At 49.0% G+C, this 24,994-nt stretch carries 20 protein-coding genes and 2 tRNA genes; 15 read left to right on the top strand and 7 right to left on the bottom strand.

Annotation, left to right across the window (positions count from 1 at the left end; all coding sequences use genetic code 11):
* The first annotated feature begins 207 nt into the window (after window positions 1–207).
* Window positions 208–1,584 (top strand): LysM peptidoglycan-binding domain-containing M23 family metallopeptidase, encoded by a 1,377-nt coding sequence (locus FHS77_RS02905; RefSeq protein ID WP_184219772.1) that lies wholly within the window; start codon window positions 208–210, stop codon window positions 1,582–1,584.
* A 75-nt stretch (window positions 1,585–1,659) separates the two neighbouring features.
* Here FHS77_RS02905 and FHS77_RS02900 read toward each other — a convergent pair whose 3' ends face one another.
* Entirely contained in the window at window positions 1,660–2,535 is an 876-nt protein-coding gene (locus FHS77_RS02900) for an ATP-binding protein (RefSeq protein ID WP_184219769.1), read from the bottom strand.
* A gap of 217 nt (window positions 2,536–2,752) precedes the next feature.
* Between FHS77_RS02900 and yajC the strand changes: the two genes are divergently transcribed.
* Entirely contained in the window at window positions 2,753–3,094 is a 342-nt protein-coding gene (gene yajC, locus FHS77_RS02895; protein ID WP_184219766.1) for a preprotein translocase subunit YajC, read from the top strand.
* Between the two features lie 252 nt (window positions 3,095–3,346).
* Here yajC and FHS77_RS02890 read toward each other — a convergent pair whose 3' ends face one another.
* The gene (locus FHS77_RS02890; protein ID WP_184220651.1) at window positions 3,347–3,808 is read right to left on the bottom strand and encodes a hypothetical protein; all 462 of its coding nucleotides are present in this window, start codon (window positions 3,806–3,808) and stop codon (window positions 3,347–3,349) included.
* 5 nt (window positions 3,809–3,813) lie between these two features.
* On the opposite strand from FHS77_RS02890, the gene FHS77_RS02885 reads away from it, so the two are divergent.
* The 7 genes from FHS77_RS02885 (at window position 3,814) to FHS77_RS02860 (ending at window position 10,772) form a co-directional block, all read left to right on the top strand.
* Entirely contained in the window at window positions 3,814–5,415 is a 1,602-nt protein-coding gene (locus FHS77_RS02885) for a sodium:solute symporter family protein (RefSeq protein ID WP_246431206.1), read from the top strand.
* Window positions 5,416–5,438: 23 nt separating this feature from the next.
* A complete protein-coding gene (locus tag FHS77_RS16095) occupies window positions 5,439–5,564 on the top strand; it encodes a putative transporter small subunit (protein ID WP_210307014.1) in 126 nt (41 codons plus the stop codon).
* A 339-nt stretch (window positions 5,565–5,903) separates the two neighbouring features.
* Window positions 5,904–7,376 (top strand): DEAD/DEAH box helicase, encoded by a 1,473-nt coding sequence (locus tag FHS77_RS02880; RefSeq protein WP_184220558.1) that lies wholly within the window; start codon window positions 5,904–5,906, stop codon window positions 7,374–7,376.
* Between the two features lie 195 nt (window positions 7,377–7,571).
* The gene (locus tag FHS77_RS02875; protein WP_184219760.1) at window positions 7,572–8,603 is read left to right on the top strand and encodes a cysteine synthase A; all 1,032 of its coding nucleotides are present in this window, start codon (window positions 7,572–7,574) and stop codon (window positions 8,601–8,603) included.
* A complete protein-coding gene (locus FHS77_RS02870; RefSeq protein ID WP_184219757.1) occupies window positions 8,600–9,343 on the top strand; it encodes an alanyl-tRNA editing protein in 744 nt (247 codons plus the stop codon). The genes FHS77_RS02875 and FHS77_RS02870 overlap by 4 nt, the downstream gene beginning before the upstream one ends.
* Window positions 9,344–9,379: 36 nt before the next feature.
* On the top strand, window positions 9,380–10,237 hold the full coding sequence (sseA, locus tag FHS77_RS02865) for a 3-mercaptopyruvate sulfurtransferase (protein WP_184219755.1): 858 nt from the start codon (window positions 9,380–9,382) through the stop codon (window positions 10,235–10,237).
* Window positions 10,230–10,772, top strand: coding sequence for a GNAT family N-acetyltransferase (locus FHS77_RS02860; RefSeq protein ID WP_184219752.1), 543 nt, complete (start codon window positions 10,230–10,232; stop codon window positions 10,770–10,772). The genes sseA and FHS77_RS02860 overlap by 8 nt, the downstream gene beginning before the upstream one ends.
* Window position 10,773: 1 nt before the next feature.
* Here the strand turns inward: FHS77_RS02860 and FHS77_RS02855 are convergent, their stop codons facing one another.
* From FHS77_RS02855 to FHS77_RS02840, 4 genes are all read right to left on the bottom strand, one after another.
* Window positions 10,774–11,547 carry a diguanylate cyclase gene (locus FHS77_RS02855; RefSeq protein WP_184219749.1) on the bottom strand — a complete coding sequence of 258 codons (774 nt, stop codon included), beginning with the start codon at window positions 11,545–11,547 and terminating at the stop codon, window positions 10,774–10,776.
* A 254-nt stretch (window positions 11,548–11,801) separates the two neighbouring features.
* The gene (locus FHS77_RS02850) at window positions 11,802–12,197 is read right to left on the bottom strand and encodes an MAPEG family protein (RefSeq protein ID WP_184219746.1); all 396 of its coding nucleotides are present in this window, start codon (window positions 12,195–12,197) and stop codon (window positions 11,802–11,804) included.
* A 6-nt stretch (window positions 12,198–12,203) separates the two neighbouring features.
* The gene (scpC, locus tag FHS77_RS02845) at window positions 12,204–13,709 is read right to left on the bottom strand and encodes a succinyl-CoA:acetate CoA-transferase ScpC (RefSeq protein WP_184219743.1); all 1,506 of its coding nucleotides are present in this window, start codon (window positions 13,707–13,709) and stop codon (window positions 12,204–12,206) included.
* A 321-nt stretch (window positions 13,710–14,030) separates the two neighbouring features.
* Window positions 14,031–18,635: an apolipoprotein A-IV repeat region-like domain-containing protein gene (locus tag FHS77_RS02840; RefSeq protein ID WP_184219740.1), complete on the bottom strand. Its 4,605-nt coding sequence runs from the start codon at window positions 18,633–18,635 to the stop codon at window positions 14,031–14,033.
* A 569-nt stretch (window positions 18,636–19,204) separates the two neighbouring features.
* Here FHS77_RS02840 and FHS77_RS02835 point away from each other — a divergent pair.
* Window positions 19,205–20,836, top strand: a complete 1,632-nt coding sequence (locus FHS77_RS02835) for an acyl-CoA dehydrogenase family protein (protein WP_184219737.1) — start codon at window positions 19,205–19,207, stop codon at window positions 20,834–20,836.
* A gap of 9 nt (window positions 20,837–20,845) precedes the next feature.
* Here FHS77_RS02835 and ruvX read toward each other — a convergent pair whose 3' ends face one another.
* Window positions 20,846–21,343 carry a Holliday junction resolvase RuvX gene (ruvX, locus tag FHS77_RS02830; protein WP_184219733.1) on the bottom strand — a complete coding sequence of 166 codons (498 nt, stop codon included), beginning with the start codon at window positions 21,341–21,343 and terminating at the stop codon, window positions 20,846–20,848.
* A 182-nt stretch (window positions 21,344–21,525) separates the two neighbouring features.
* Between ruvX and FHS77_RS02825 the strand changes: the two genes are divergently transcribed.
* The 5 genes from FHS77_RS02825 (at window position 21,526) to FHS77_RS02805 (ending at window position 24,955) form a co-directional block, all read left to right on the top strand.
* The gene (locus FHS77_RS02825) at window positions 21,526–22,233 is read left to right on the top strand and encodes a metal-dependent hydrolase (RefSeq protein ID WP_184219730.1); all 708 of its coding nucleotides are present in this window, start codon (window positions 21,526–21,528) and stop codon (window positions 22,231–22,233) included.
* A gap of 120 nt (window positions 22,234–22,353) precedes the next feature.
* Entirely contained in the window at window positions 22,354–22,641 is a 288-nt protein-coding gene (gene gatC / locus FHS77_RS02820) for an Asp-tRNA(Asn)/Glu-tRNA(Gln) amidotransferase subunit GatC (protein WP_184219728.1), read from the top strand.
* A 95-nt stretch (window positions 22,642–22,736) separates the two neighbouring features.
* On the top strand, window positions 22,737–24,218 hold the full coding sequence (gene gatA / locus FHS77_RS02815) for an Asp-tRNA(Asn)/Glu-tRNA(Gln) amidotransferase subunit GatA (RefSeq protein WP_184219725.1): 1,482 nt from the start codon (window positions 22,737–22,739) through the stop codon (window positions 24,216–24,218).
* Window positions 24,219–24,585: 367 nt separating this feature from the next.
* A tRNA-Val gene (locus FHS77_RS02810) sits at window positions 24,586–24,661 on the top strand.
* Window positions 24,662–24,879: 218 nt separating this feature from the next.
* Window positions 24,880–24,955, top strand: a tRNA-Val gene (locus FHS77_RS02805).
* Window positions 24,956–24,994: the final 39 nt, after the last annotated feature.

Raw genomic sequence — 24,994 nt, 5'->3', positions numbered from 1 at the left:
AGTGATATCCGTCGTTACGAAGCGAGAGTGATGGATATGCCGCTATTTGCGTTTTTATGAAAATTTCAGCTAAAACAGGTGTTTATCGGTTTTTTTCGGCCGATTTCAGCCTTATGGTATCTAATTTATAAATATTTTTCCCCGAATTTACGAATTTTAACCAGAGAGTAACATTAACGGGTTTTAATCAGTCTATAGAGTTTGAGTATGGACGGGTTCAAAATGCGTATCAGAATTTTACAGCAAACGTCCGAGCGCCTGATGCGGAACGTCGCTATCGTTCTGATCGCCGGATTTGCAGCGGGTTGCAGTGCCGATACGATGCGTTTTTCTGACGGGCTTTATGCATCCGCGACGCCATCGGCACCTGTTAATCGTTCGGGTCAGCAAGTTGATGGCGGTTATACAGCATCGGTGCAGCCGGTTTCGTCAGGCAGTGTGCAGCGTAATGAGCTGCCGCCTGTATCGAGTGGTTCTGTCGTTGCCTCCGTTCAGCAATCGGCAAATGACCAATATAATCAGGCAAGAACAAATGTGGTCAATCAGGCGAATAGCCAGATTGGTCAGGCGACTGCCGCAGCAGGTGCTGCTGCAAGCAGCATGGTCGTCCAGTCCGGTGATTCCCTTTATGGTATTGCGCGTCGTGCAGGTGTAAGCCCTGCCGTGTTGATGCAGGCCAATGGTATTACCGACGCCAACAATATCAAAATCGGCCAGACACTGAAAATTCCGGCAGGAGGTGCTGTGCTTGCTGCCGCTGGAACGGTTGCGCAAGGCCAGTTGGCTGGCGCTAAGGAGCAGGTTCTGGGGCAGATTCCGGCTTCTGCGACAACGGTTCAGCAAAATGTTGCTGCTGCTAAAACGGCTATTCAGTCTGGCGGTTATTCCGTTAAAGCCGGTGATTCTTTAAATGCAATTGCACAAAGCCACGGCATTTCGGTTGATGAGCTGAAAAAGGCGAATGGTTTAAGCAATGGGGCTATCCGTGTTGGCCAGTCTTTGATCATTCCGCCTAAAGGTGCAGTGACTGCACCTCAGCAGGTAGCGTCTGTTGCCCCGCAGCAAAATGCGGTTGATGCAACCAAGAAAGCGCCGGCTGCGAGTAATCAAACCAATGATGTGAAGCCTTACACACCGCCAAAAGCCAGCAATCAGGTGATTGAAGATGCGCAGAAAGATGCGTCTATCGCGCCGTCTTCAACCGGTATTTCGCAGATGCGCTGGCCTGTGCGGGGCCGCATCCTGTCCAGCTATGGTCAGCGTGAGGGCACAGCCGTTAATGACGGTATCGACATTATGGTACCGGAAGGCACACCTGTTAAGGCCGCTGAAAACGGCGTTGTGATTTATTCAGGCGATGGGCTGAAGGAATTTGGCAATACGGTGCTGATCCGCCATGATAATGGACTGGTGACTGTTTATGGCCATAATAGTGCTATTACCGTACAACGCGGCCAGAAAGTGCGTCGTGGTGATGAAATTGCTAAATCCGGTATGACTGGTAATGCAAAATCACCAAAACTGCATTTTGAAGTGCGTAAGAATTCAACGCCGGTTAATCCGAATAAATATCTCGAAAGCTGATATTTTAGCGTCAATTCAAGAAAAAGCCCTGAAAGATAAACTCTTTCGGGGCTTTTTTCTTGTTTCTATATTTTATCAGATGTGAACGCGCAAGCGCCCGGCCAGATCCTGAATAAACTGCCATGCAACACGGCCTGAACGATGGCCGCGGGTAGCAGACCAGGTGAGGGCTTCGCGATGCAATTGTTCCTGCTCAACCGGTAGCTTGTAATGGGCGGCGTAGCCGTCGATCATTGCCAGATAATCATCCTGGCTGCATTTATGAAAGCCGAGCCACAGACCAAAGCGATCCGAGAGTGAAACCTTCTCTTCAATCGCTTCTGATGGATTAATGGCGCTTAAGCGCTCATTTTCAATCATATCTCGCGGCATTAAATGGCGGCGATTGGATGTTGCATAGAAGATCACATTGGAAGAGCGGCCTTCAACGCCGCCATCAAGCGCTGCTTTTAGTGATTTGTATGATGTGTCATCATGGTCAAACGACAAATCATCGCAAAACAATATGAAGCGGTAAGGCGCTTTTTTGATGAGGTTCATCAATGCCGGCAATGAATCAATATCTTCACGGTGAATTTCAATCAGCTTTAATGCTGGTTCGTCGCCGCGTGCTGCATTGATTCTGGCATGGGATGCTTTGACAAGCGAAGATTTACCCATACCACGTGCGCCCCATAACAGCACGTTATTAGCCGGATAACCTTTGGCAAAGCGGGTTGTGTTTTCCACCAATTGATCACGCACCAGATCGACCCCCTGAATCAGGTCAATATCAACGCGATTGACGGATTCGACAGGTGCCAAATAGGTTTGCTCCGGTTCCCAGACGAAGCAATCGGCCTGCTCGAAATCAGGTGCGGCAGGCAGAGGGGCGGATAAACGCTCAACAGCTGCAATAAGACGATCAAGCTTTTGTTCAAGCGTGTTAGTTGTAGGACTATAATTACTCATCCATTTTCCAGTCTAGGCCACGGTTTCATGACATTATTGAGCCTGAGCGATTTTAAACACCCATTTTGTTATTCAGTGGCTGAAAAGAGGTGTAACATGGCAATCGATAAGGGAAAAGGTAACTCTATTGCTTTGCAACGGTTGCAATTGCCGCAATAACCATTGTAATGCCGATATTAATTGCCTTTTGATTGAGGTTTTAAAGGAGATATCCCGCATGTTCATCACTCCGGCCTACGCACAAGCAGCAGGTTCACCGGTTGGCCCTGATATGCTCATGAGCATTTTGCCGTTCGTTCTCATCTTTGTTGTTATGTACTTCCTCATTATCCGCCCTCAGCGCGCACAGATGAAGAAGCGACAGGAACAGTTGTCCGCAATTCGTCGTGGCGACAGCGTCGTAACCGGTGGCGGTATTCTTGGTAAAGTGACCAAGGTTTCTGATGATGGTGAACTGGAAGTTGAAATTGCTGAAGGTGTACGTATTAAAGTATTGCGTACAACCATTGCTGATGTTCGTAATAAAGCCGAACCAGTTGCAGACAATAAGAGTAAGTAATTCTTTGTTGTCAGCTTAAGTAATTAAGCGTTTTTTAAAATACCGCATAATACTGATTTCAGGATCAGATATGCGGTATTTTTATTTCAAAATATTGTATTGAAAATTTGCATTTATTCATTGGTTGAGTTTACAGGGTGGACTTAGCCGCAAAAAAAACATAAAGTCGAATCGTAGTGTGCGGCTCACAACATTGAGACGCAGTGGGATCACTACTGAGACAGGCGCATCTTATGCTGCATTATATTGTCTCTATCTGGCTGCATTCAGGCGGTCGGGCTTCATTTGCCGAAGCATATCCCGAACCTGACATAATGGCTCCTTTGAAGGATATGTCAGGAACATAAGCTCGTCTTTGTGGCAGCCTTTTACACGGATGTTCTTTCCGTAGCGTTTTTTCTTTGAGCGTTTAAGGTTTAGCCACCATTGATGGTTGCGAGTTATGTGTTTTTTGCCCGTTTTAATGCTGTTGATCGCGGCATTGCTTCTGCTCGGGCTGAATTTGTTTTCGGCGTCTTTTGAAGCCTGTTTCAGCGTGTTTTTGCTTTGATGAGCAGAAACGCGACCGGATTGGCATGAGTCTTTTTCAGATTGTCTGTTGGCATGGCGGAAAAGGCTAAAAGAAGGAAAATATTTGCATGCAGGAGACTGAGTTCTTCCAGTTATCAGCAACCACAGCAGTTTTATTATTGCTGGGGTTTTATGGAGCGACATTTTTAATGTCGCTGACAATCGGCAGAAAAAACGAAACTGCTGACGGTTATATGGTTTCCAACAGTGCTGTGGGCTTCGGGCTTTCCGCTGCCAGTATGATTGCAACTTGGATATGGGCGGCATCTTTTTATGCAAGCGCCACTTCTGGATATAAATATGGCCTTTCAGGACCTATTCATTATGGTTTCTGGGGCGCATTGATGATTTTGTTCATCTATCCTTTCGGGAGACGTTTTCGTAAACTTGCCCCGCAGGCACACACGCTGGCAGAGGTGATCCACGCCCGCCACGGACGTTCCAGCCAGTTGATTATGGCAATCTCAAACCTGATCGGCAGCACCATCAGCCTGATGGTCAACTTTACCGCTGCCGGGGCGTTAGTTTCAGTTCTAAGCCCGTTGTCATTTATTCAAGGCGTTTTGATCGCTGGTTTAGGTGTTTTATCTTACACCTTGTGGTCAGGCTTTCGCGCCTCCGTGATGACCGATTTTTCACAATTGGTTGCGATGATCCTCTCGGCTGTGATTATTATTCCGCTGATTTATTTTAATGCGGGCGGTTCGGATATGATTGCCGATAATTGGCATCGCTTAACGCCGGAACAGGCCAATTTCTTCTCAACCACAGCCATTTTGGAGCAGGGCGCACCTTATTTTGTCGCGGTTCTTGCTTATGCGATTGGTAATCAGACCATTGCGCAGCGTTTATTTGCAGTGCGTGAAGATTTGATCCAGTCAACCTTTCTGACCGCTACCATCGGTTATGGCGCCGTTGTAATCGGCCTTGGCATGCTAGGGCTTCTGGCTTTGTTTGCCGGTATCGTACCAGTTGACAGTGATATGAATAATATCATTCCGCAAATGGCCTCCGCCTATCTGCCGCCTGTTGGCATCGCCTTGTTTTTCATTCTTGTGATTGGCTCGCTGTCCTCGACAGCAGATGCTGATCTATGTGCTTTATCAGCCATTGTGATGACCGATATTTATGGAAAAAACCTTGCCAAAGGTAAGCCGGATCCAAATAAAATGCTGCGCTGGGGCAGGGTGACGATGATCGTTGCAACCATGCTCGGTGTTGTTTTGGCAACGTTGCGCTTTGATATTTTGGTGATGCTGGTTTTTGTCGGCGCGCTGTGGGGAGCAATCGTGTTTCCGGTGATTGTTAGTTTCTACTGGAACCGTGTCAGCAATTTTGCTTTCACCACTTCAGTCTTTTGCGCGGTTGTTCTCTTTACCATCGTGCGCTTTGAACTGGTGCCGATCACTGGTTTTGTTGCCTCATTTTATGAGTTCTGTGCAGCCATTGGCGGTGCTGTGGTGCTGGGGCTTATGACTTTTGCCTTCTTCCGTAAAGAAGCAGCTTTTTTAGTTGCTGGTGTTGCTTTCTTGTTTTTTGCACCGGCATTCCATGGGTTCTTACGCGATTACATCGTGCTGACCGGCTCGCTGACAGCCTATGGTGTGAGTGCGGTTATCTGCGTGGCATTGAGCCTGCGTAGTCAGGAACGTTTTGACTTTAGCCTTCTGTCTAAACGAGTGACGGCTTTCCATGAGGAAGAAGAAAAGCTCACTGGTGTGTCCGGTAATCTGGCACCTGCCAAAAGCTAAATTTTCAAACGAAAGGATAAAACATGAATATGCTTAGTCTTTATATTTTGATCTGGCCGATGATCTCGACAGGAATTTTGGCGCTCCTCGTTATCTCGCTGTTTAAAGATATTATGCATGCGCGCAAACACGGATTGGCGATGGTCTGATCCAAAATAACAGGGCAGCAGCAATGCTGCCCTTTTTTATTACTCATAAAATCTTGTGCCTTTTCATTTGCTTTTTTATCAAAGCTGTACCATATGAAGCGAAGGCGCTTGGGCCGGTGGTTAAAATCCGGCTTTCCCACGATGGACTTTGTTGCGTCTGACTCTCCAATCACGTGAAATGGTTTTCGTGGCGAGAGGGTTCTGCGCATGGACATGCGCAGGCACGACAGCGCAAGTCGCGTGGGAACAAAACGTTTCACGCCTCGTCGTTTTCATGAAAAAAACTGATTGATGTCAGGTTGCGCCTGATGTCGTGAATGCGGTGGCATATTTTTATGCCTGCCGCTGAAAGAGATTAAATTGTCGAATGAAGATTTAAGCAGCTTTGCTGCATTAGGCATTACCGGCGTTTTGCTTAAAGGCGTTGAAGCAGCCGGAATGACCGAACCAAAGCCGATCCAGCAGCAGTCTATTCCGGCGCAGTTGGCAGGTCATGATATTCTGGGCATTGCGCAGACTGGCTCGGGTAAAACTGCCGCTTTTAGCTTGCCGATTTTGGAAAAGATTATCGGCCTTGGTGACAAGCGCAAGGGTAAAACCGCACGTGCACTTATTCTTGCACCAACCCGTGAATTGGCGGTGCAGATTGAGCAGACAATCCGCACAGTTTCCAAAAATGCCCATATCTCAACAGCTCTGGTGCTGGGTGGCGTATCGCGTCTGACACAGATCAAGCGTATGCAGGGCGGCGTAGATGTGCTGATCGCAACGCCTGGTCGTTTGACTGACTTGGTACGTGAAAACTGCATTGATCTGTCTGAAACCCGCTGGCTGGTGCTTGATGAAGCAGACCGTATGCTGGATATGGGCTTTATCAATGACGTGAAGCGTATTGCCAAAGGCACACATAAAAACCGCCAGACTGCATTGTTCTCTGCAACCATGCCAAAAGAAATCGCAAGCTTGGCACAGACATTGCTGCGCGATCCTGTTCGTGTGGAAGTAGCGCCGCAGGGCACTACCGCGTCTGAGATCACACAAATTGTGCATCCGGTTGTCACTAAAGAAAAACGCAGCATGCTTTCCGGCCTGCTGACCGATCCGGCAATGAAAACAGTCATCGTTTTCACTCGTACCAAACATGGTGCAGATGCCGTTACACGTCATCTGGAACGCGATGGTTATGAAGTGGCTGCCATCCACGGCAATAAGTCACAAAACGCTCGTCAGCGCGCGTTAAACGGTTTCCGTGACGGAACTGTACGTATTCTGGTGGCAACTGATATTGCTGCACGCGGTATCGACGTGCCGGGCATTACCCATGTGGTCAATTATGATCTGCCGGATGAGCCGGAAACCTATGTGCATCGTATCGGCCGTACCGGTCGTAATGGCGCTGATGGTGCATCGATCACCCTTTATGATCCGGGCACAGAAAATCAGAAGCTGCGTGCAGTGGAACGTGTAATCCGCAATAAGCTGCCAATCAAAGATGCGCCGGCACCTAAAGGTCCGATGCCGGAACGTCCGCGCCTTGATAAGCCGGAGATCGCTGATCGTCCTGCCAGCAATCGTGGTAGACCGTCTGGTCAAAAAGCGGGTAATCGTAATTCATCGCGTCCAAAATTCCGTACTGAACGCAACCACGAAGATCGCGGTGAAGCTATCTGGACGAATGACGGTCGCAGTGAAGGCCGTAATGAAGCCCGAGGCGAACAGCGCAACAGCAATCGCGGCCCGTCAGGCCAGCCTGCTAAAAAGCCATATCGCCGTAGCCGTCGTCCGCAAAATGGTGGTGGTCGCGCTGCCTGATCAGTATAGCTGAAAATGAAAAACTAACAAAAGCCGCTATGTAAAAAAACATAGCGGCTTTTTTGTTATATAGAGCCGTAAAACCTTGCTTAAACACCTTTGAATCTGCAACAAATTTGCTTGAACGGTTTTAGGCTTGCCCCTAGCTTGGCCTCTCAATCTTATGTTCAAAGTTATATTTTGAAGGGAAATCCCATGCAGTCGGTGATTGATGCAATCGGCAATACACCTTTGATCCGTTTGAGAAAAGCGTCGGAAATCACGGGCTGTGAAATTTGGGGCAAGGCCGAGTTTCTCAATCCCGGCCAGTCGGTGAAAGATCGCGCCGCTCTTTATATTATCAGAGATGCAGAGAAGCGTGGTGTCCTGCGCCCCGGTGGGGTGATCGTGGAAGGAACTGCCGGTAATACCGGTATTGGCCTTACCATGGTTGCCAAAGCGCTTGGCTATCGAACCGTTATCATCATTCCGGAAACCCAATCTACAGAAAAGAAAGATGCTTTGCGTCTTTTAGGCGCTGAACTAATTGAAGTGCCGGCCGTCCCTTATGCTAATCCAAATAATTATGTGCGGATGTCTGAGCGGGTTGCCAGACAATTGGCACAAACAGAGCCGGCAGGTGCCGTTTGGGCAAATCAGTTTGACAATATTATCAACCGACAGGCGCATATTGAAACAACGGCTGAAGAGATTTGGGCGGATACAAATGGTAAGGTTGACGGTTTTGTCAGCGCTGTTGGTTCCGGTGGTACTTTGGCCGGTATTGCTATGGGGCTGAAAGCAAAGAATAAAAATATCAAAGTGGCTCTGGCCGATCCGCATGGCGCGGCCCTATATTCCTATTACACGCAAGGGGTGTTGAAAGGGGAAGGTGATTCTATCACTGAGGGCATCGGGCAGGGGCGCATTACCGGTAACCTGGAAGGGTTCAAGCCGGATATGGCTTATCGCATCAGCGATAAGCAGGCATTGGAGATACTCTATGATCTGGTGCAGCATGAAGGCTTATGCCTTGGTGGCTCCAGTGGTATCAATATTGCCGGTGCGATTGCGCTTGCTAAAGATTTAGGGCCCGGCCACCATATCGTGACCGTCTTGTGTGATTACGGTAACCGTTATCAATCCAAACTGTTTAATCCGGCCTTTCTGCGGCAGAAAAATCTCCCCGTTCCGCAATGGCTGGAAACAAAAACAGACATATCAGTTCCATATGAAAGTGTGCCATGACCTATAACACGAAGAAGCTTTTTCAGGATGATGCCTATCTCACACAGGCAGAAGCAGAAGTTGTCGCTGTGACTGAAACCGGTGGCATTATTCTGGATCAGACCGTGTTTTATGCCACATCAGGCGGCCAGCCTGGTGATAGTGGTGTTTTAAAGTGTGGTGATGGTACGCTCATTCCTATTGCAACCACCGTCACCGGTGCCGATAAGTCCGAAATTGTGCATCAGCCGCAAGAAGGTGCGCCATTTGTAACGGTTGGCGACAAGGTGACAATGGAAATTGACTGGCAGCGTCGATTGAAATTAATGCGTATGCACACAGCCTGCCATATTCTTTCCATTGTTTGCCCGTTTCCTATCACCGGTGCGGCTGTTGGTGAGGACGAAAGCCGTGTGGATTTTGCTTCTCCTGATGCGCTTTACACAAAAGAGCTTGTCACCGAGAAGATGATGGAGCTTATTAATGGCAATCATCCGATCCGCATCAATTGGATCACCGATGAGGAGCTGCTTGCCAATCCGGGCCTTGTGAAATCTAAAAACGTTCGTCCGCCTGTTGGCACCGGCCATATCCGGCTGGTAGAAATTGGTGAAAATGCTTCACTGGATTCGCAACCTTGTGGCGGTACGCACGTTTCACTGACAAGCGAGATCGGTGCGCTACATATCGGCAAGATCGAGAATAAAGGCAAGGAAAACCGCCGCTTCCGCATTCGCTTTGGTGATGCTGCTACTGTTTGAGGCTTTAAAACCGGTCATAGACCATGGGAGATCAGAATGACGCAGAAGAGCCGTTTTGTCGTTTCACGGGACTGGTTGTTGGAAAATTTGAAGACACCCGGTGTCAGAATTGTTGATGCATCCTGGTATTTGCCGGCATCGGGACGCAATGGTAAAGCCGAGTTTGAAGAGGCGCATATTCCGGGCGCAATCTTTTTCGATCAGGATGAAATCGCCGATCATTCAACCGGCTTGCCGCATTCGCTGCCTTCACCACAGCTCTTTGCGCATCATATGGGCGCTGTCGGCATTACACCGCATGATACAATTGTTGTCTATGACGGGCTTGGCTATTTTTCAGCACCACGTGTCTGGTGGATGTTCCGCATCATGGGTGCTAAAAATGTTCTGATTTTGGATGGCGGTTTTGATGGCTGGAAAAAGGCGGGATTTCCGGTAACCGCTGAGAAAACTAAGGTTGCAGGCTCGCTGTTCAAGCCTCATTTTGATGCAAATTCGGTAGTCACTTTCGATGAGATGCTGGAAGTTGTCGGCAAAAAACTAAGCCAGATTGCTGATGCGCGCGGCAAAGGGCGCTTTACTGCTCAAGAGGCTGAACCGCGCGCTGGTATGCGTTCTGGGCATATGCCGGGTGCGCGTAACGTACCGGTGACAGAAATTGCTGAAAACGGCGAACTGAAACCTCTTGATGAGTTGCGCCGCCTTTTCGAAAAAGCCGGTATTGATCTCAGTAAACCTGTGATAACCAGTTGCGGCTCCGGCGTTACAGCCGCAGCATTGATTTTTGCGCTTGCTTCACTTGGTCACGAACAACTGCGTCTTTATGACGGTTCATGGAGTGAATGGGGCGGGCGAGATGATACACCCGTAGCGACTGGCGAGGCTGATGCCTGATATTGATAAAAAGACTGTTTTAACCCGCATTACATTTTTGGAATTGGCGGAGCGTTTGAATTATGCGCTCCCTGTTCCTTCCGGCGTAAGGCTGGCGATGATGCGGGCAAGCGATATACCATTGCATTTCTACCGCTATCTCTATGCGCAAGTGGGCAAAGATTATAATTGGTGGTCTAGAGCCAGTTTAAGCGATGAAAAACTAGCAGAATATGTGCACAGCGATGATACTGAAATCCATGTGCTTTACGTGAACGGCTCACCGGCCGGTTTTTGTGAACTGAGCACAAAAGGACTGCCGGAGCATGTCGAGCTGGTTTATTTCGGGCTAATTGCCGATTTTCACGGACGCGGCCTGTCCCGCTTCTTTCTCAATGAAGCGTTGAGTGCTGCATGGTTGCATGAACCACAGAAAATCAAATTACAGACATGTTCACTGGATAGTCCGAAAGCGCTGCAGCTTTATCAGCGCATGGGATTTTCAGCGATCGGCTGGCGCGAGGAAGAGGTGCCTCTTTTAAACGGCGAGGCATAATTTAAGCGCTCTTGTGGCGAATATGTGTAACCAGTTGCGTATCTGGTTCACTTTCATTGATCAATACAACACAATTACGGCCACGCTGCTTGGCCGTATAAAGACCGCGATCTGCACGGCTCATAATTTGTGAGTTGGTTTCATTTTTGGGCGCAGTGGTTGCACCAATGCTGATGGTGAGCGGCTGCTGACTGCCATCAATTGAATGAAATGGTGTCGTTTCCACCTCCGAGCGGATGCGCTCGGAAACCCGCTTGGCGGTATCTGCGCTGGCATTGGGTAAAAAGACACAAAATTCCTCGCCGCCGATACGGCCGACAAGATCACCCTTGCGCGTCACACTTTCAATGGCAAAGGCAATAAGCTTGAGCGCTCTGTCGCCCGCCGCATGGCCATGATTATCGTTAATGGCTTTAAAATGATCAGCATCAATCATCAAAAGAGCGCCGGTTTCAATGCGGGAGCGGGCAATTTTTATGGCTTCAAACAGGGATTCCCTATTAAGCAGGCCTGTCATATGGTCGATTTTGGCGCGCGCCTGCAATTCTGCATGTGCAACTTCTAGCAGGTGATGTTGCTCAGCCAAGTTCTGAAACTTGGAAAACAGAATGTAAAGTGAAGGAAACGCGGTCAAAATTGGCAATATGGCACTCAGAGTCAGCGCTGTAACACTGATCGGATTGCCAATAATGACAGCTACAAGCCAAGTGACCAGTACTGATAACAGTGTCACGATGAATGTAGCTATAGCTGTTTTAAACAGCGTGTACTTCATTACCATACAACTTCTATGTGTTGATTTTAAGGATTATCGTATCATTCACATGTTATTCGTAGTCAGCTACATGACAGGCTTATATAAGCGCTGTCATGCAGTATTAAGTGATGACATAAGCGGTGGAGTTCCTCCACAGAAGCGTCCGGCTCAGTCATACTTTTTATCTGTTTAAAATGCTGCATTTACGTTTCAGAACATATTTGTTCTTACGAAAATGCTAAATTTACTTGCATGTAGGTGACGGGTCTTTATCAGGGTACGATGACTGCTACAAGTACCAGAAGCAGTCCGAGCATGGATATCCCCCAGCTTATGCTGCGAAATGGCCCTTGGCCGATGGCGTAAAGCGGTAAATAAGCGAAGCGTGCCAATACAAACAGCCATGCACCTGTCAGTGTCAAAGTGCCGGTTTTGCCCGCAATATGCGCAATCAGTACCGCCGCAATAAAAAGCGGTAATGTTTCGTAGAAGTTTTTCTGCGCACGTTGAAGGCGGGCGGTTATAATGCCCACCGGAGGACCTTGTTCGTCACGCGGCCCCATATTGTATTCACTGCCAGTTTCGCGATTGCGAAATGCTGCAGGTGCCATCACATGGATAATAGCCAGAACAAGAGTGGCCGTCAGTAGATAAAGCTCGGGTGTCATGCCTTATTATCCTTTATTATTGTTAAGTCGCATAGTGCCGGTTTGCTGGCGATTGAGATGCCAGGAAAAAGCCTCTTCAAGAAGATGCGGTGTGTGTCCGCCACGGGCACAGGCACGTTCATAATAATCATTGATCTGGGACTGATAGTCAGGATGCACACAATTATCGATAATGGTGCGCGCGCGCTCACGCGGGGCGAGGCCGCGCAAATCCGCCAGTCCCTGCTCGGTGACCAGGATATCAACATCGTGCTCATTATGGTCAACGTGGGTGACCATCGGTACGATGGATGAAATCTGGCCGTTTTTCGCAATCGATTTGCTGACGAAAATGGAAATATAGGCATTGCGGGCAAAATCGCCCGAACCGCCAATACCATTCATCATATTGGTGCCATCAACATGAGTGGAATTCACATTGCCGTAAATGTCGAATTCCAGCGCTGTATTAATGCCGATAATACCTAGACGACGGATCACTTCCGGATGATTGCTGATTTCTTGAGGGCGCAGGATCAACTGATCGCGGTAGCGGTCGAGATTATTATAAACACGCTCCGCATATGACTGGCTTAAAGTGATGGAGGAGCCGGAGGCAAAATCCAGCTTGCCTGCATCAATCAGGTCAAAGGTCGAATCCTGCAAAACCTCGCTATACATGCGCAGATTATGGAAAGGACTTTCTGCAAAGCCTTTAAGTACCGCATTGGCAATGCTGCCAATGCCGGCTTGCAAAGGGTTGAGGCTCATATCGAGCCTTCCTTTTTCCACTTCATCTTCCAGAAACCTGATCAAATGCTGGGCAATGGCTGAGGTTTCGTCATCCGCTGGCTCAACCGTTGAGGCACTGTCATATTCATGGGTAATGACAATGGCAGCGATCTTCTCAATCGGGATCGGAATATAAGGCGTGCCAACACGGCTGTTGCAATCCATGACGGCGATTGGCTCGCGCGACGGACGTTTGGTCGGGATATAAATATCGTGCAAACCTTCCAGCTCAAGCGGATGGTTGAGGTTGATTTCAACAATAACCTTTTCCGCCAGAATGGCAAAACTTGCTGAATTGCCGATGGATGTGGTCGGAATGATCGCACCGTCTTGCGTAATGGCAAGCGCTTCAACCACTGCATAATCAATCGGGCCGATTTGCTTGGAACGGAGCTGTTCAACCGTTTCGGAGAGGTGCTGATCGATGAACATCACCTCGCCGCGATTGATAGCAGCGCGCAAGGTTATGTCGACCTGAAACGGCATACGACGTTCCAGAATGTTTGCTTCTGTTAAAATTTTATCGACATCATGACCAAGCGATGCGCCGGTTATGAGAGTGATTTGAAAAGGATTAGTTTGCGCAATTTCGGCCATTGCAACCGGCACAGCTTTGGCATCACCGGCACGGGTAAAGCCGCTCATGCCGACAACCATTCCGTCTTTAATCAGGCTTGCTGCTTCATGCGCCGAAACGATTTTGCTCATTAATGATTGATTGCGGATACGTTTTTCAAGCATTAGAAACCTTCCGGTATTCTCCGGGTGCCATCAATAAAAGCATGATGCGCACGATAGTCATGACACAAAAAGTTGAAACTCCGAATGCGCCTTATGTGGCTTTGTTCGGGGCATATTTTATTTATATAGATTAGATCGGCAATTCCGAAACGGATTGCAATCGCTTTTGAAATTTATTGCCTGATTTCTTTTTTGGCAATTAAATTAAAATATGAGAATGTTAAAATATCCATTTGATATGGTTGTAATAAAAGCTGTTTCTTGAAAATAAAAAAGGGATCACATTGCTGTGATCCCTTTGAGTTTTTGATGCATCTTTTTTTAGCGCAAACGGCCACTTGCATGAGCAAGCATGGTGTAGACCTTACCGGTATCTGAAGTCAGATAAGACTGAGTCACCATCTGGTCGCGGTCGCTGCGTGCTACATCTTCAAGCAAGCGCTGGAAGTCATTCATGTAGCGGTCAACTGCACGGCGGAACTCGGCTTCGCTTTCGTATTTGCGCTTGATTTCGTTGAATGTCTGCTCACCCTTAGCGGTGTAGAGGCGACGCGAGAAGATATTGCGCTCACCACGACGATAACGTGTCCACAGGTCAACTGCAGCTTCATGATCGATTGCACGGGCAATATCCATCGACAGGGAATTCAGCGATTCTGAATTCTGCGAAGAACGCTGTTCAGGTGCAGGCTTGGCAGGCTTGTCATCATCTCGCGATGCGCGTGCCAGAAGATCAGACACCCAGCCGCGTGGCTTCTCACCGGCCTGCTGAGCAGGCTTGGCAGCAAAGCTTGGCTGTGAAGCTGCTACAACGCGATCTTCACTAGGGGTAACCGGTGTTGCTTCCTGATAGGCCATATTGCGGCTTGCAGGAATAGCAGGGCGTGGCGCACGTGCTTGACTGCGGTCTGCTTGCTCATCACCAACATCAACCAGACGGCCGGATTTGTTGACGATTTGTGCCAGCTCTTTCAGCGCGTTGATTTGCTCGGAAACAGCCTTACGCATTGCAGTGGTGGATTCTTTTGCCTGTTCAGGCATATCCAGCACGCCGCGCTGCAATTCACCACGGGTTTCGTTCAGCTCGGTACGAATTTCAGTGGCGGTGCGGCGGATTTCGTCGGTTGCAGAAGCAAACTTCTGTGCAGCTTCTTCCACAAGGCTTGTCACGCTGTCGCGAAGGTTTTCAGCCGATGTCCGGGTCTGGCCTTCAGCGCGCTCAAAGCTACCACTGACGAGCTGCTCAAAGGACTGCATCAGGTGCTGGATAGTCTCTGACTTGGCAACAAGGCCGTTTGCCAGTTTGTCCAGTGCTTCCTGACGTTCCGTCAATGTGCTGCTCAGGCCGTTCTGCGCAGAGTTGATCATGTCGGATGCGGAAGCCAGAACTTGGCTGTGCGCTTCAAAGCGACCGGCAATATCACCAATCTGCTGCAATGCATTGCCGGACAATTCACGCAAGTGACCAAGATTATTGTCGATCAGCTTGGTGGATGTGTGGAACATTTCTGCTGCACGATGGGTATTGCGGGCAAAGTTTGACGTCGACTCAACCAGCTTGGTGTCAACATCGCTTAAATTGCGGGTTGCGGTATCAATCAGCTGACCCAACTGGTTGTTGGATGCGGACAGGCGATCAATCAGGTCACTGACACCTTCAGAGAGGCCATTTTTAGCTTCCTGAACGGCTGCAATTGTATCGGCGGTACGGTTGGCCAGTGCATTGACGAGTGCCGCATTTTCAGCGCGCAATCTGTCGGTCGCAGCATGAGTTGCTTCTTCAAGCTGTGTTGCAAGGCCACGGCCGCTATCTGCCAGACGCTGAACCAGAGGCTCGGCGGTGTCGGCCAGAATATTGGTGATTTCGAGGGAGCGCGCTGCCAGAACTGCATTGAGTTCACGGGTGCGTTCTTCAAGAGTTACAGCCGTTGTATCGGTTACCTGCGCAATGCGGGCCTCAACGGAGCCAAGCTCAACTGTAATCTGCGAGCCGATGTCACCAAGGCGGGTAGCGATTGCATCGGCACGTTCATTCAGGCGTGCCTCGGTGCCGGAGAGATTGTCTTCAATACGGGTGGCGAAGGCATCGCTATGGCTTGCCAGTGTATCTGTTGTTTTGAATGCTGTGTCAGCAATGCGTGATTCGATTGCCGACAGGCCACCTGTCAGGCGGTTTTCAATGTCGTGCAAGCTAGCAGCAACTTCCGTTGCGCGGGCATCAAGACGCTGTTCGGTGCCGCCCATTGTCTCAATAAGGCGGGTGCTGAACTGGGTACCAAAACCATCAAGGGTTTCGCCGGCTTTTGCCGCTTCCTGTGACAGGCTGCTGGCAGCTTCAACGATTTTCTCACGCAATGTGTTAGCAACAACGCCGGCGCTCTGTTCAAGCGAGCGACGAACATTATCAACACCCATCGCCAGCGCTTTTTCCATGGTCTGGGTGCGCTCAGCAATGACGCCGGACTGGCCGTCAAATGCGGAATTGATCAGCGCATTGCTGTTTTCAATAGCCTCCTGAAGGCCGGATGTGCGGCTTTGGATGGCTTCATGGTAGCCGTCAAGTGACTGGCTGAGTGAAGCGGATGCTTCATTGATGGAAGAATGCAGACGCTGCGAGCCATCTTCCATGCTGCGTTCATGATTGCCAAGAACCTGAGCCAAAGCTGCTGCGTTGCTGCTGAGGGTTTGTGCCATCATGCCAACGCGCTCGTCCAGCTGACGGGCGTGATCTTCAAAGCCTGCACTCCATGCCGCTTTGCTTTCATTCATGATCAGACCCATGGCATTGTTACGCTCGTCGAGCATATGTGCCAGTTCTGCCTGCCCCTCTTGAATGGAGCTGCGGATGGTCGAAACGCGTTCATCCAGCGCATTGCTGAGGCTTTCGCGCTTTTCGCTCAATGTTTGGTTGAGAAGGCTTGTGCGTTCATCCAAAGTCTGAGCGAGCAGGTTCTGGTTGCCTTCCAGCGCGCTCTGAATTGCTGACATACGTTGATCAAGCGCCTGGATGTGACCTTCAAAATTCTGGCCGAGCAAGGCGTGGTTTTGTTCCATCGCCTGACGCAGATCATTAGTGCGCTGCTCCAGAATAGCGGCATGGTTTTGCGAAGCATCACTCAGCATATGCGCGTTTTGAGCAACAACCTGCTCAATATTGACGCTGTGCTGTGCCAATGAATTGGCATGCTCCTGAATGGCAGCAGCTACACGATCCGCTTCACTGCTCAGTGAATTGGTGAAAGCATCGCGGCTTTCAGCCAGCTGGCCAGCAAATGTGGCAGCTTTTTCGCTCAGCAATGAGCCAACACCATGGGTGATGCTGTTGAGGTCTTCACCAATCTTTGACTTTGTTTCGTCAATGATGGTGCTGATTGATGCGCGACCACCGGAGAATGTGTCAGCAATTTCACGGGTGCGTGCAATGAGGTTTTCATTGATCTGGCGTGAACGGGCATCAAGTGCCGCATTGAGTTTTTCAGTGCTGGCATCCAGCGCATGAGCACGGTTTTCAAACTCGCTGACAAGCGATGCACCGCGTTCAGTCAGTGTCGTGTCGAGGTTGGTCAGGCGTGTATCAAATTCACTGACCATTGTTTGGGTTGCATCGCCAAGCAGGTTAGCAATGCCGCTTGTACGTGTATCCAAAGCTTCTGTCAGCTTGTCGGTGATCGTGCGTGACTGTTCGTCAATGGCGCTTATGCGTGAATCAAGGATTTCCGCAAAAGCCTGGCCTGAGGAGGTGATACCGGCGGCAATCGTGCCGGTTTTTGTTTCAATCGCTTCGGTGATGGCGCTGCCGCCTTCACGAATACCACTGATGAGACGATCACCGGTATCGGTCAAAACAGAATTTAGCTGTTCAGATGCAGCTAATACATTGTCACGAATAATAGTTGTGGCACTGGTCAGCTCTTCTTTAAGCTGCTCATGCGCGCCACTGATGGAAGAGCGGACACGCTCGGCATGGCTGACAACAGCTTCACGCTCACTGTTCAAATCGCCAACGAGAGAGCGGATGCGTACTTCATTATCTGAGTAAGCGCGTTCCAGTTCGTTCACTTCCGATTGAACCAGTGTTTCAAGTTCAACAGCACGTGCAAGAGTGCGCTCAATGCCTTCATTCATCGCAGCCACTTCACGGCGCACGGCTTGTCCGAGATTGGACACGCGGTCACCGGCGAGATTATCAGGCTCTGCCAGGCGAAGGGCAGCTTCTGTCATACGGCGGGCTGCCGATTGCATTTCCTGTGCACGGCGCACGAGCTGTGCAAAACCCCAGAACATAACAACAGGTACAGCAACACCGGTTGCAATGCCTAAACCTGCCGGAGTGCCGAAGAATTCACCGACAGATTGCAGTGTGGGAAAACCGCCATTGAGGGAGCGGGCGAGCATGATGCCACCCGCAGCCCACAAAGTGCTGACAGCGGTGGTTGTCCAGAAAATTTTTGATGAGCGCTCGGTCGCACGACGCGAGGTAAACATGCCATCGCCGCGCAGGTCGTCATTGGCAGGTTTGAGTGCGGAGGCGCGAGGTGAGGAGCTGACAGCAGAGGCTTGCGAGGTAACAAGCTCAGCATCAGAAGTGTTTTTTGGTTCAGAATTGGCGGCTTTGACAGTTGGCGGTGAAGGCGGGGCAGGTGGCGCTGCAACAACAGCCACATCGGCAGCTGCGACATTGCTCGTGTCGGCTACGCTGACCAGCTCTTCTTTACGACTTGCCAAGAGGGATGCATTTTGCTCGCTGGCCAGTTCTTCTGCCGCGCGCGAAATCTGCAACTCCAGATCATCAAGCGTGATTTCGTCATCAATGGCGCCCAGATCCATATCAAGATCAAGACCGTCGTTAAAATCGATGTCGAGCGCTTTTTCCAGCGCTGCTTCGACTTCCATGTCGATCTTCTGTGCTTTGGTAGATGTTGCCATCGATCTTTTACCTCGTACTCAAAAACTCTGTGACGTGCGACGCTAAACGCGCGCCATACTTATTCCGCCATCTTGCATAGTACCGGCTTGCGAAGTTGAAGGAAATAGCGCAATCGCGCATTACCAAAAACTTTAAATAGAAGGTTAACGGAATAGTTCTCAATTTTTCAAAACCCCAGAGCAGGTGGGGTTTCACATTATTTCTGAATTGTGGAAATCTTAAGATTGATAATTGTATCAGCTCTTAAAAAGTAACGTGAGTTGCTTTTTTAATGCATTTATTAACCGTTTTTATAAAATTAATAACAGCTCTTACTAATGTATCACCTGTCGGATTTTACAGGACTTTCAGCCGAAACGATTCTGTGGATAGTGTGTCAAACGGTGTTTTTTTACGTATTTGAGAGCTGAAAAACAGCTGTTTGGAATGAAAAGGCAGTAAAAGCTGCATCTGGTTGCATATTATTAGCATTTAGCAGGCATCATGACAGATTAAAAAGTGATGCCATATGATGATTTGTTACTCGGGTTAAACGGCATTTCATCGCTTTCGTAAACGGATGATAGTTTTGAAACCTCATAAAGTAATCAATCAGACAGCGCCGCTGACCGGAAATAACGCTTATACCAGCGATCCGCTAATGATGAAAATTGCGGGTGGTTTTCCTGAAAATCTGCAACGTGAGCTGGAGCAGATTGGTCGTTATGTTTTGTCACCGGAAGCGCAGGAACTGGCGCGACTGGCCAATAGTGAAGTGCCCATACTGAAAACCCATGATCGTCTGGGGCATCGTCTCGATCAGGTTGAATATCATCCGGCCTATCATGCTTTAATGCGCCGCTCGGTTGCCAATGGCTTGCATTGCTCAGTCTGGGAAGACGGGGCAGCGGAGGCGGGGCGCCGGCACCAGACCCGCGCGGCTCGTTTTTATCTGACTGCGCAACTGGAGGCAGGGCATCTTAATGCACTGACCATGACCAATGCGTCGCTTGCTGCTCTCATGTCGTCATCTGATCTTTATAAGCAATGGCTGCCGCGGATTATGAGCCGCAAATATGATCAGTCACACAGAGCCGCAGCCCATAAAAATGGCATCACCCTTGGGCTCGGTATGACTGAAAAGCAGGGCGGTACGGATTTAAACGGTCTTAACAGTGAGGCCGTACGCTTTGATAATAACAGCTATTTATTGAATGGCCATAAATGGTTTCTGTCGGCGCCGATGTCCGATGCGTTTTTGGTGCTGGCGCAATTGCCGGAAGGTTTAAGCTGCTTTTTAGCCCCGCGCGTGCTGGCGGATGGTTCGCTCAATGGTTTTGCATTTCAGCGCCTGAAAGACAAACTTGGCAATCGTTCCAATGCGACTGCTGAAGTCGAATTTGATAATGTGCATGTCCATCTGGTGGGGAAAGCCGGAGAGGGTATTAAAACCATCACTGATATGGTGACACTCACACGGCTTGATTGTGCTGTGGCTTCCGCAGGTCTGATGCATGCAGGGCTTGCAGAGGCCGTGCATCATGTACGGATGCGTCAGGTCAATGGCGAAGCTTTAATCAATAAGCCGCTGATGCAGCGGGTTATTGCTGATATGGCGCTTGATGTAGCGGCTGCTACCGCCCTTTCCATGCGTTTGGCGCGTGCTTTTGATATGGCAGCCAATGATCGTATGGAGGCATCATTTGCCCGTGCGATGACGCCGGTGGTTAAATATTGGGTCGCTAAAATTGCGCCAGCATTGCTTTATGAAGCGATGGAAGCATTAGGCGGCAATGCTTATGTGGAAGAAAGCAATCTGCCGCGTCTTTATCGTGAAGCGCCGTTTAATGCGATGTGGGAAGGCTCCGGCAATGTGATGGCGCTGGATGTAGCGCGCGTACTTGCCAAAGCGCCGAAGCTTTTTGATGAAGTGCTGGATTGGATCGGCAACCAGTTAGGGCGCAACGGGCAGGGTACGATCAATGTGCTTCGTGCAGCCATGCAGCTGACCAATTCAGATGAAGGCGCTGCCCGATTGCTGACCGAACAGCTGGCCTTTGCTGCGGCTGCGGCGGAGCTTCGCCATCAAGGTGCCGATCATGTGGCCGATGCCTTCATCGAAACCCGCCTTGGCGGCCAATGGCGCACCACTTATGGCATGCTGGATGCACGCCATAATGCCAAGCGCATTATCGATACGCTTTATCCGCCATTACAATAATTGCTGTTATTATTCGCTGTCTTGTTGGCGACGCAACATGTTCAGGCGGTCAAGGGCACCTTGTAAGATGAAAGCGGCAGCGGCAGAATCAATGCGTTCTGCCCGCTTTTGCCGGGAAACATCCATGCCTATCAGTGCACGTTCTGCGGCAACGGTCGAAAGGCGTTCATCCCAGAATACAAACGGAATATCGGTTAATGGCTGCATGGTGCGCACAAAGGCTTTGGTCGCTTGTACGCGTGGGCCTGCAGTTCCGTCCATGTTCATCGGCAGTCCAATAATAATGGCGCAGACCTTTTCATCGGCTAATTGTTTAATGAGTGTTTGCGCATCGATTGTAAACTTAACCCGTTTGATAACGGGGCGGGGATTGGCAAAAGAAAGGCCTAAATCTGAAATCGCCAGCCCGATGGTTTTGGTGCCCAGATCAAGGCCGGCAATGGTTTTGCCAGCTGTTTGACTAGATTGCAGAAAGTCGGGCAGTTCGGTGATTTCTAAGATTGCCAAGTGTCTTAACCTTTATCAAATGCGGGCTTAGTAGTGCCTCTATGCCATAAAAATGATAAAGCGGAACTATATTTAATGAAAATGCCATTGATCATGGTCATTTTTCATAATCCCTTTTCAGGGGTTGATGTTATTTTAGATCGCGTCATAACTGCGCGTAGATAAAATTTGAGGGTAAGTGAATGAAAATCACCTGGCTTGGACATGCGGCGTTTCGGGTTGAGGCTGGCAAAAGTGTTATTTTGATTGATCCGTTTTTGACCGGCAATCCGGGTTTCAAAGATGTTGATCTGAAGCAAGCTGTCCAGGGGGTAACCCATATCGCGCTGACCCATGGTCACGGGGATCATATCGGCGACACAGTGCAAATTGCCAAGGAACATGGCGCAGTGGTACTGGCCAATGCTGATTTGGCGGCTTGGCTTGCGCATCAGGGTGTTGAAAAGACCGATCCGGGCAACACCGGCGGTACTATTTTTAATGATGATTTCAGCATGACTTTCGTCAATGCGCTGCATTCATCAGCCACAATCACGCAAGATGGTGTGTCGCATTCATTGGGTAATGCCAATGGTCTGGTTTTTCATTTTGAGGACGAGCCGACACTCTATCATATGGGCGATACTGATATTTTTTCCGATATGGCGCTGATTAATGAATTGCATCAGCCGGAAATCGGCATTGTGCCGATTGGTGACCGTTTTACGATGGGCAGTGCTGTTGCGGCTTTGGCTTGTCAGCGCTTTATGTCATTTGAAACTGTTTTGCCCGCGCATTACGGTTCATTCTCGTTACTTGAAAAAACGGCTGATAATTTCATTCAGGCGATGGAAGATGCAAAAAACACAAAAGTGGTGGCAGCAGCGGCCGGAGCCTTGCAAAATTATTGATTGCGCTTGAAAATGCGTCAACAATATTGCGCTACAGCCAACCCAGCGTTATAGCCGTTATTAAATGATGCCAAAGCAGTTCTGTTGTTTTGGTTTAAAACAGAATTTCCGGAGTTCAGGATGTCCGTTGATATTACTACAGTCAAACGCGTTGCTCACCTCGCGCGCATCGCGATCAGCGATGACGATGCAGAGCGTATGACGGGCGAAATTAATAATATGCTGGGCTTTGTTGCTCAGCTTGATGAAGTGGATGTAGAAGGTGTTGAGCCAATGACATCTGCCATGCCGATGAAAATGCGCCTGCGTGATGATGTTGTCAGCGATGGCAATATTGCCGATGCGGTTGTCGCAAATGCACCTGTAACAGAAGACAATTTTTTCGTTGTACCAAAAATGGTCGAATAATCATTCAAAGCGCGTGGATAACGCTGCTTTTGATGAATTGTCACTTGGCGGGACTAAAGAAATTTGCGCGTTTTGCGCATCGACAGGATTAAACAATGACCGATTTAACCGCACTTACTATTGCTGAAGCGCGTGATAAGTTAACAAGCAAAGCAATTACAGCGACCGAACTGACTGAAGCTTATTTGAGCGCGATTGATACCGCCAACAGCCAGTTTAATGCTTATATTGCTGTGACCCATGATCATGCGCGCCAGATGGCTAAAACATCTGACGAACGTCTGGCCAAGGGCGAAGCCGGTGCGCTGGAAGGTATTCCGCTCGGCATCAAGGATCTCTTTGCCACCAAAGGCATCCACACGCAGGCTTGCTCGCATATTCTCGATGGCTTCAAGCCGGAGTATGAATCAACAGTCACAGCCAATCTTTGGGCTGATGGTGCTGTTATGCTCGGCAAGCTCAATATGGATGAGTTTGCGATGGGCTCTTCCAATGAAACATCTTTCTATGGTCCGGTCACCAACCCATGGCGCGCCAAAGGATCGGATGCACAGTTGACCGCTGGAGGTTCTTCAGGTGGTTCTGCGGCAGCCGTTGCCGCCAATCTCTGCGTGGCCGCCACTGCAACTGATACAGGCGGCTCAATCCGTCAGCCGGCCGCATTCACCGGTACTGTTGGTTTCAAGCCGACTTATGGTCGTGTATCCCGTTGGGGCACTGTTGCTTTTGCATCATCCCTTGATCAGGCAGGTTCCATTACCCGCGATGTGCGTGATGCGGCTATCATGCTGAAGTCTATGGCTTCTTTTGATGTTAAAGACAGCACTTGCTTTGATTTGCCTGTGCCGGATTATGAAGCTGTACTTGGCAAATCCGTTAAAGGCATGCGCATTGGTATTCCAAAAGAATACCGTGTTGATGGTATGCCGGAAGAAATCGAAAAGTTGTGGCAGGAGGGCATTGCGTTCCTCAAAGACGCTGGTGCAGAAATCGTTGATATCTCGCTGCCGCACACCAAATATGCCTTGCCTGCATATTACATTGTGGCACCTGCGGAAGCCTCTTCCAATCTGGCACGTTATGACGGTGTTCGTTATGGTTTGCGTGTGCCGGGCAAAGATATTGCCGACATGTACGAACAGACCCGTGCCAAAGGCTTTGGATGGGAAGTTAAGCGCCGCGTGATGATCGGCACTTATGTGCTGTCTGCTGGTTTCTATGATGCATATTACCTTAAAGCGCAGAAAGTGCGCACCTTGATTAAGAAAGACTTCGAAGATGTCTTCAATCTCGGTGTTGATGCTATCTTGACCCCATCCACACCTTCATCCGCTTTTAAAGTTGCTGATGCGGAGATGGCTGCGGATCCGGTTAAAATGTATCTGAACGATATTTTCACTGTCACTGTAAACATGGCTGGTTTGCCAGGTGTGTCGGTTCCTGCCGGTCTCAACGCTGATGGTCTGCCTTTGGGCTTGCAGCTGATCGGCCGTCCATTTGGTGAAGAAACATTGTTCCAGGCTGCTCATGTAATTGAGCAGGCTGCTGGACGCTTTGCACCAACCAAATGGTGGTAATGAATCATTGATATTGCGCGGACTCGCGTGATTATTTTTAAACCGGCGTAGTTTTAAAATTACGCCGGTTTTCTTTTGCCTGCATATTCGCGAGAAACAGAATCTAAAACACGAATCCGCATCAAATGATTGGTGGAATCATATTTTCATCACTGAATCGCAAAAATATTTTCGCGTAAAGTGACAGATGATATCTGCCTAACAGATTGTTTTGCTATGGGTTTTGGGTCGGGTAGGGCAGTTTTTGCTAATTTTTGAATTATTTTTGTGTTTTTAGCGTTTTTATGTGATTTTTTTGAATTTGGAGCTTGCGCGAGTCAAATTAATTGCTTAAACGACGCTCACACAGTTGATACAAAGCAACTGCGGGCGATTAGCTCAGTTGGTAGAGCGCTTCGTTTACACCGAAGATGTCGGGAGTTCGAGTCTCTCATCGCCCACCATTCTAAAACATTCCCTTTAAAATTTGTCAGTTTTAGAATGCATCTGCATAATGGCATGCAGTACTTTCCCCTTATTACATCTAAAATTTGCTTGAAAGCTGTCTTTTATAATCAGATGAGTTTTATGTGATAAATCTTTGGGTTAGCTGCATTTTGTGCTTGCATATGTCGTTATTATTGCGTAGTAAGCAGCCACACAGTTGATGCAAAGCAACTGCGGGCGATTAGCTCAGTTGGTAGAGCGCTTCGTTTACACCGAAGATGTCGGGAGTTCGAGTCTCTCATCGCCCACCATTCTAAAATATAATGCTTGATTTCATTGGATAATTTTAG

This window comes from Paenochrobactrum gallinarii, assembly GCF_014205685.1.
Classification (GTDB): domain Bacteria; phylum Pseudomonadota; class Alphaproteobacteria; order Rhizobiales; family Rhizobiaceae; genus Paenochrobactrum; species Paenochrobactrum gallinarii.
Note: the sequence above shows the minus strand (reverse complement) of the source record. Positions and strands in the feature narration are given on the sequence as shown.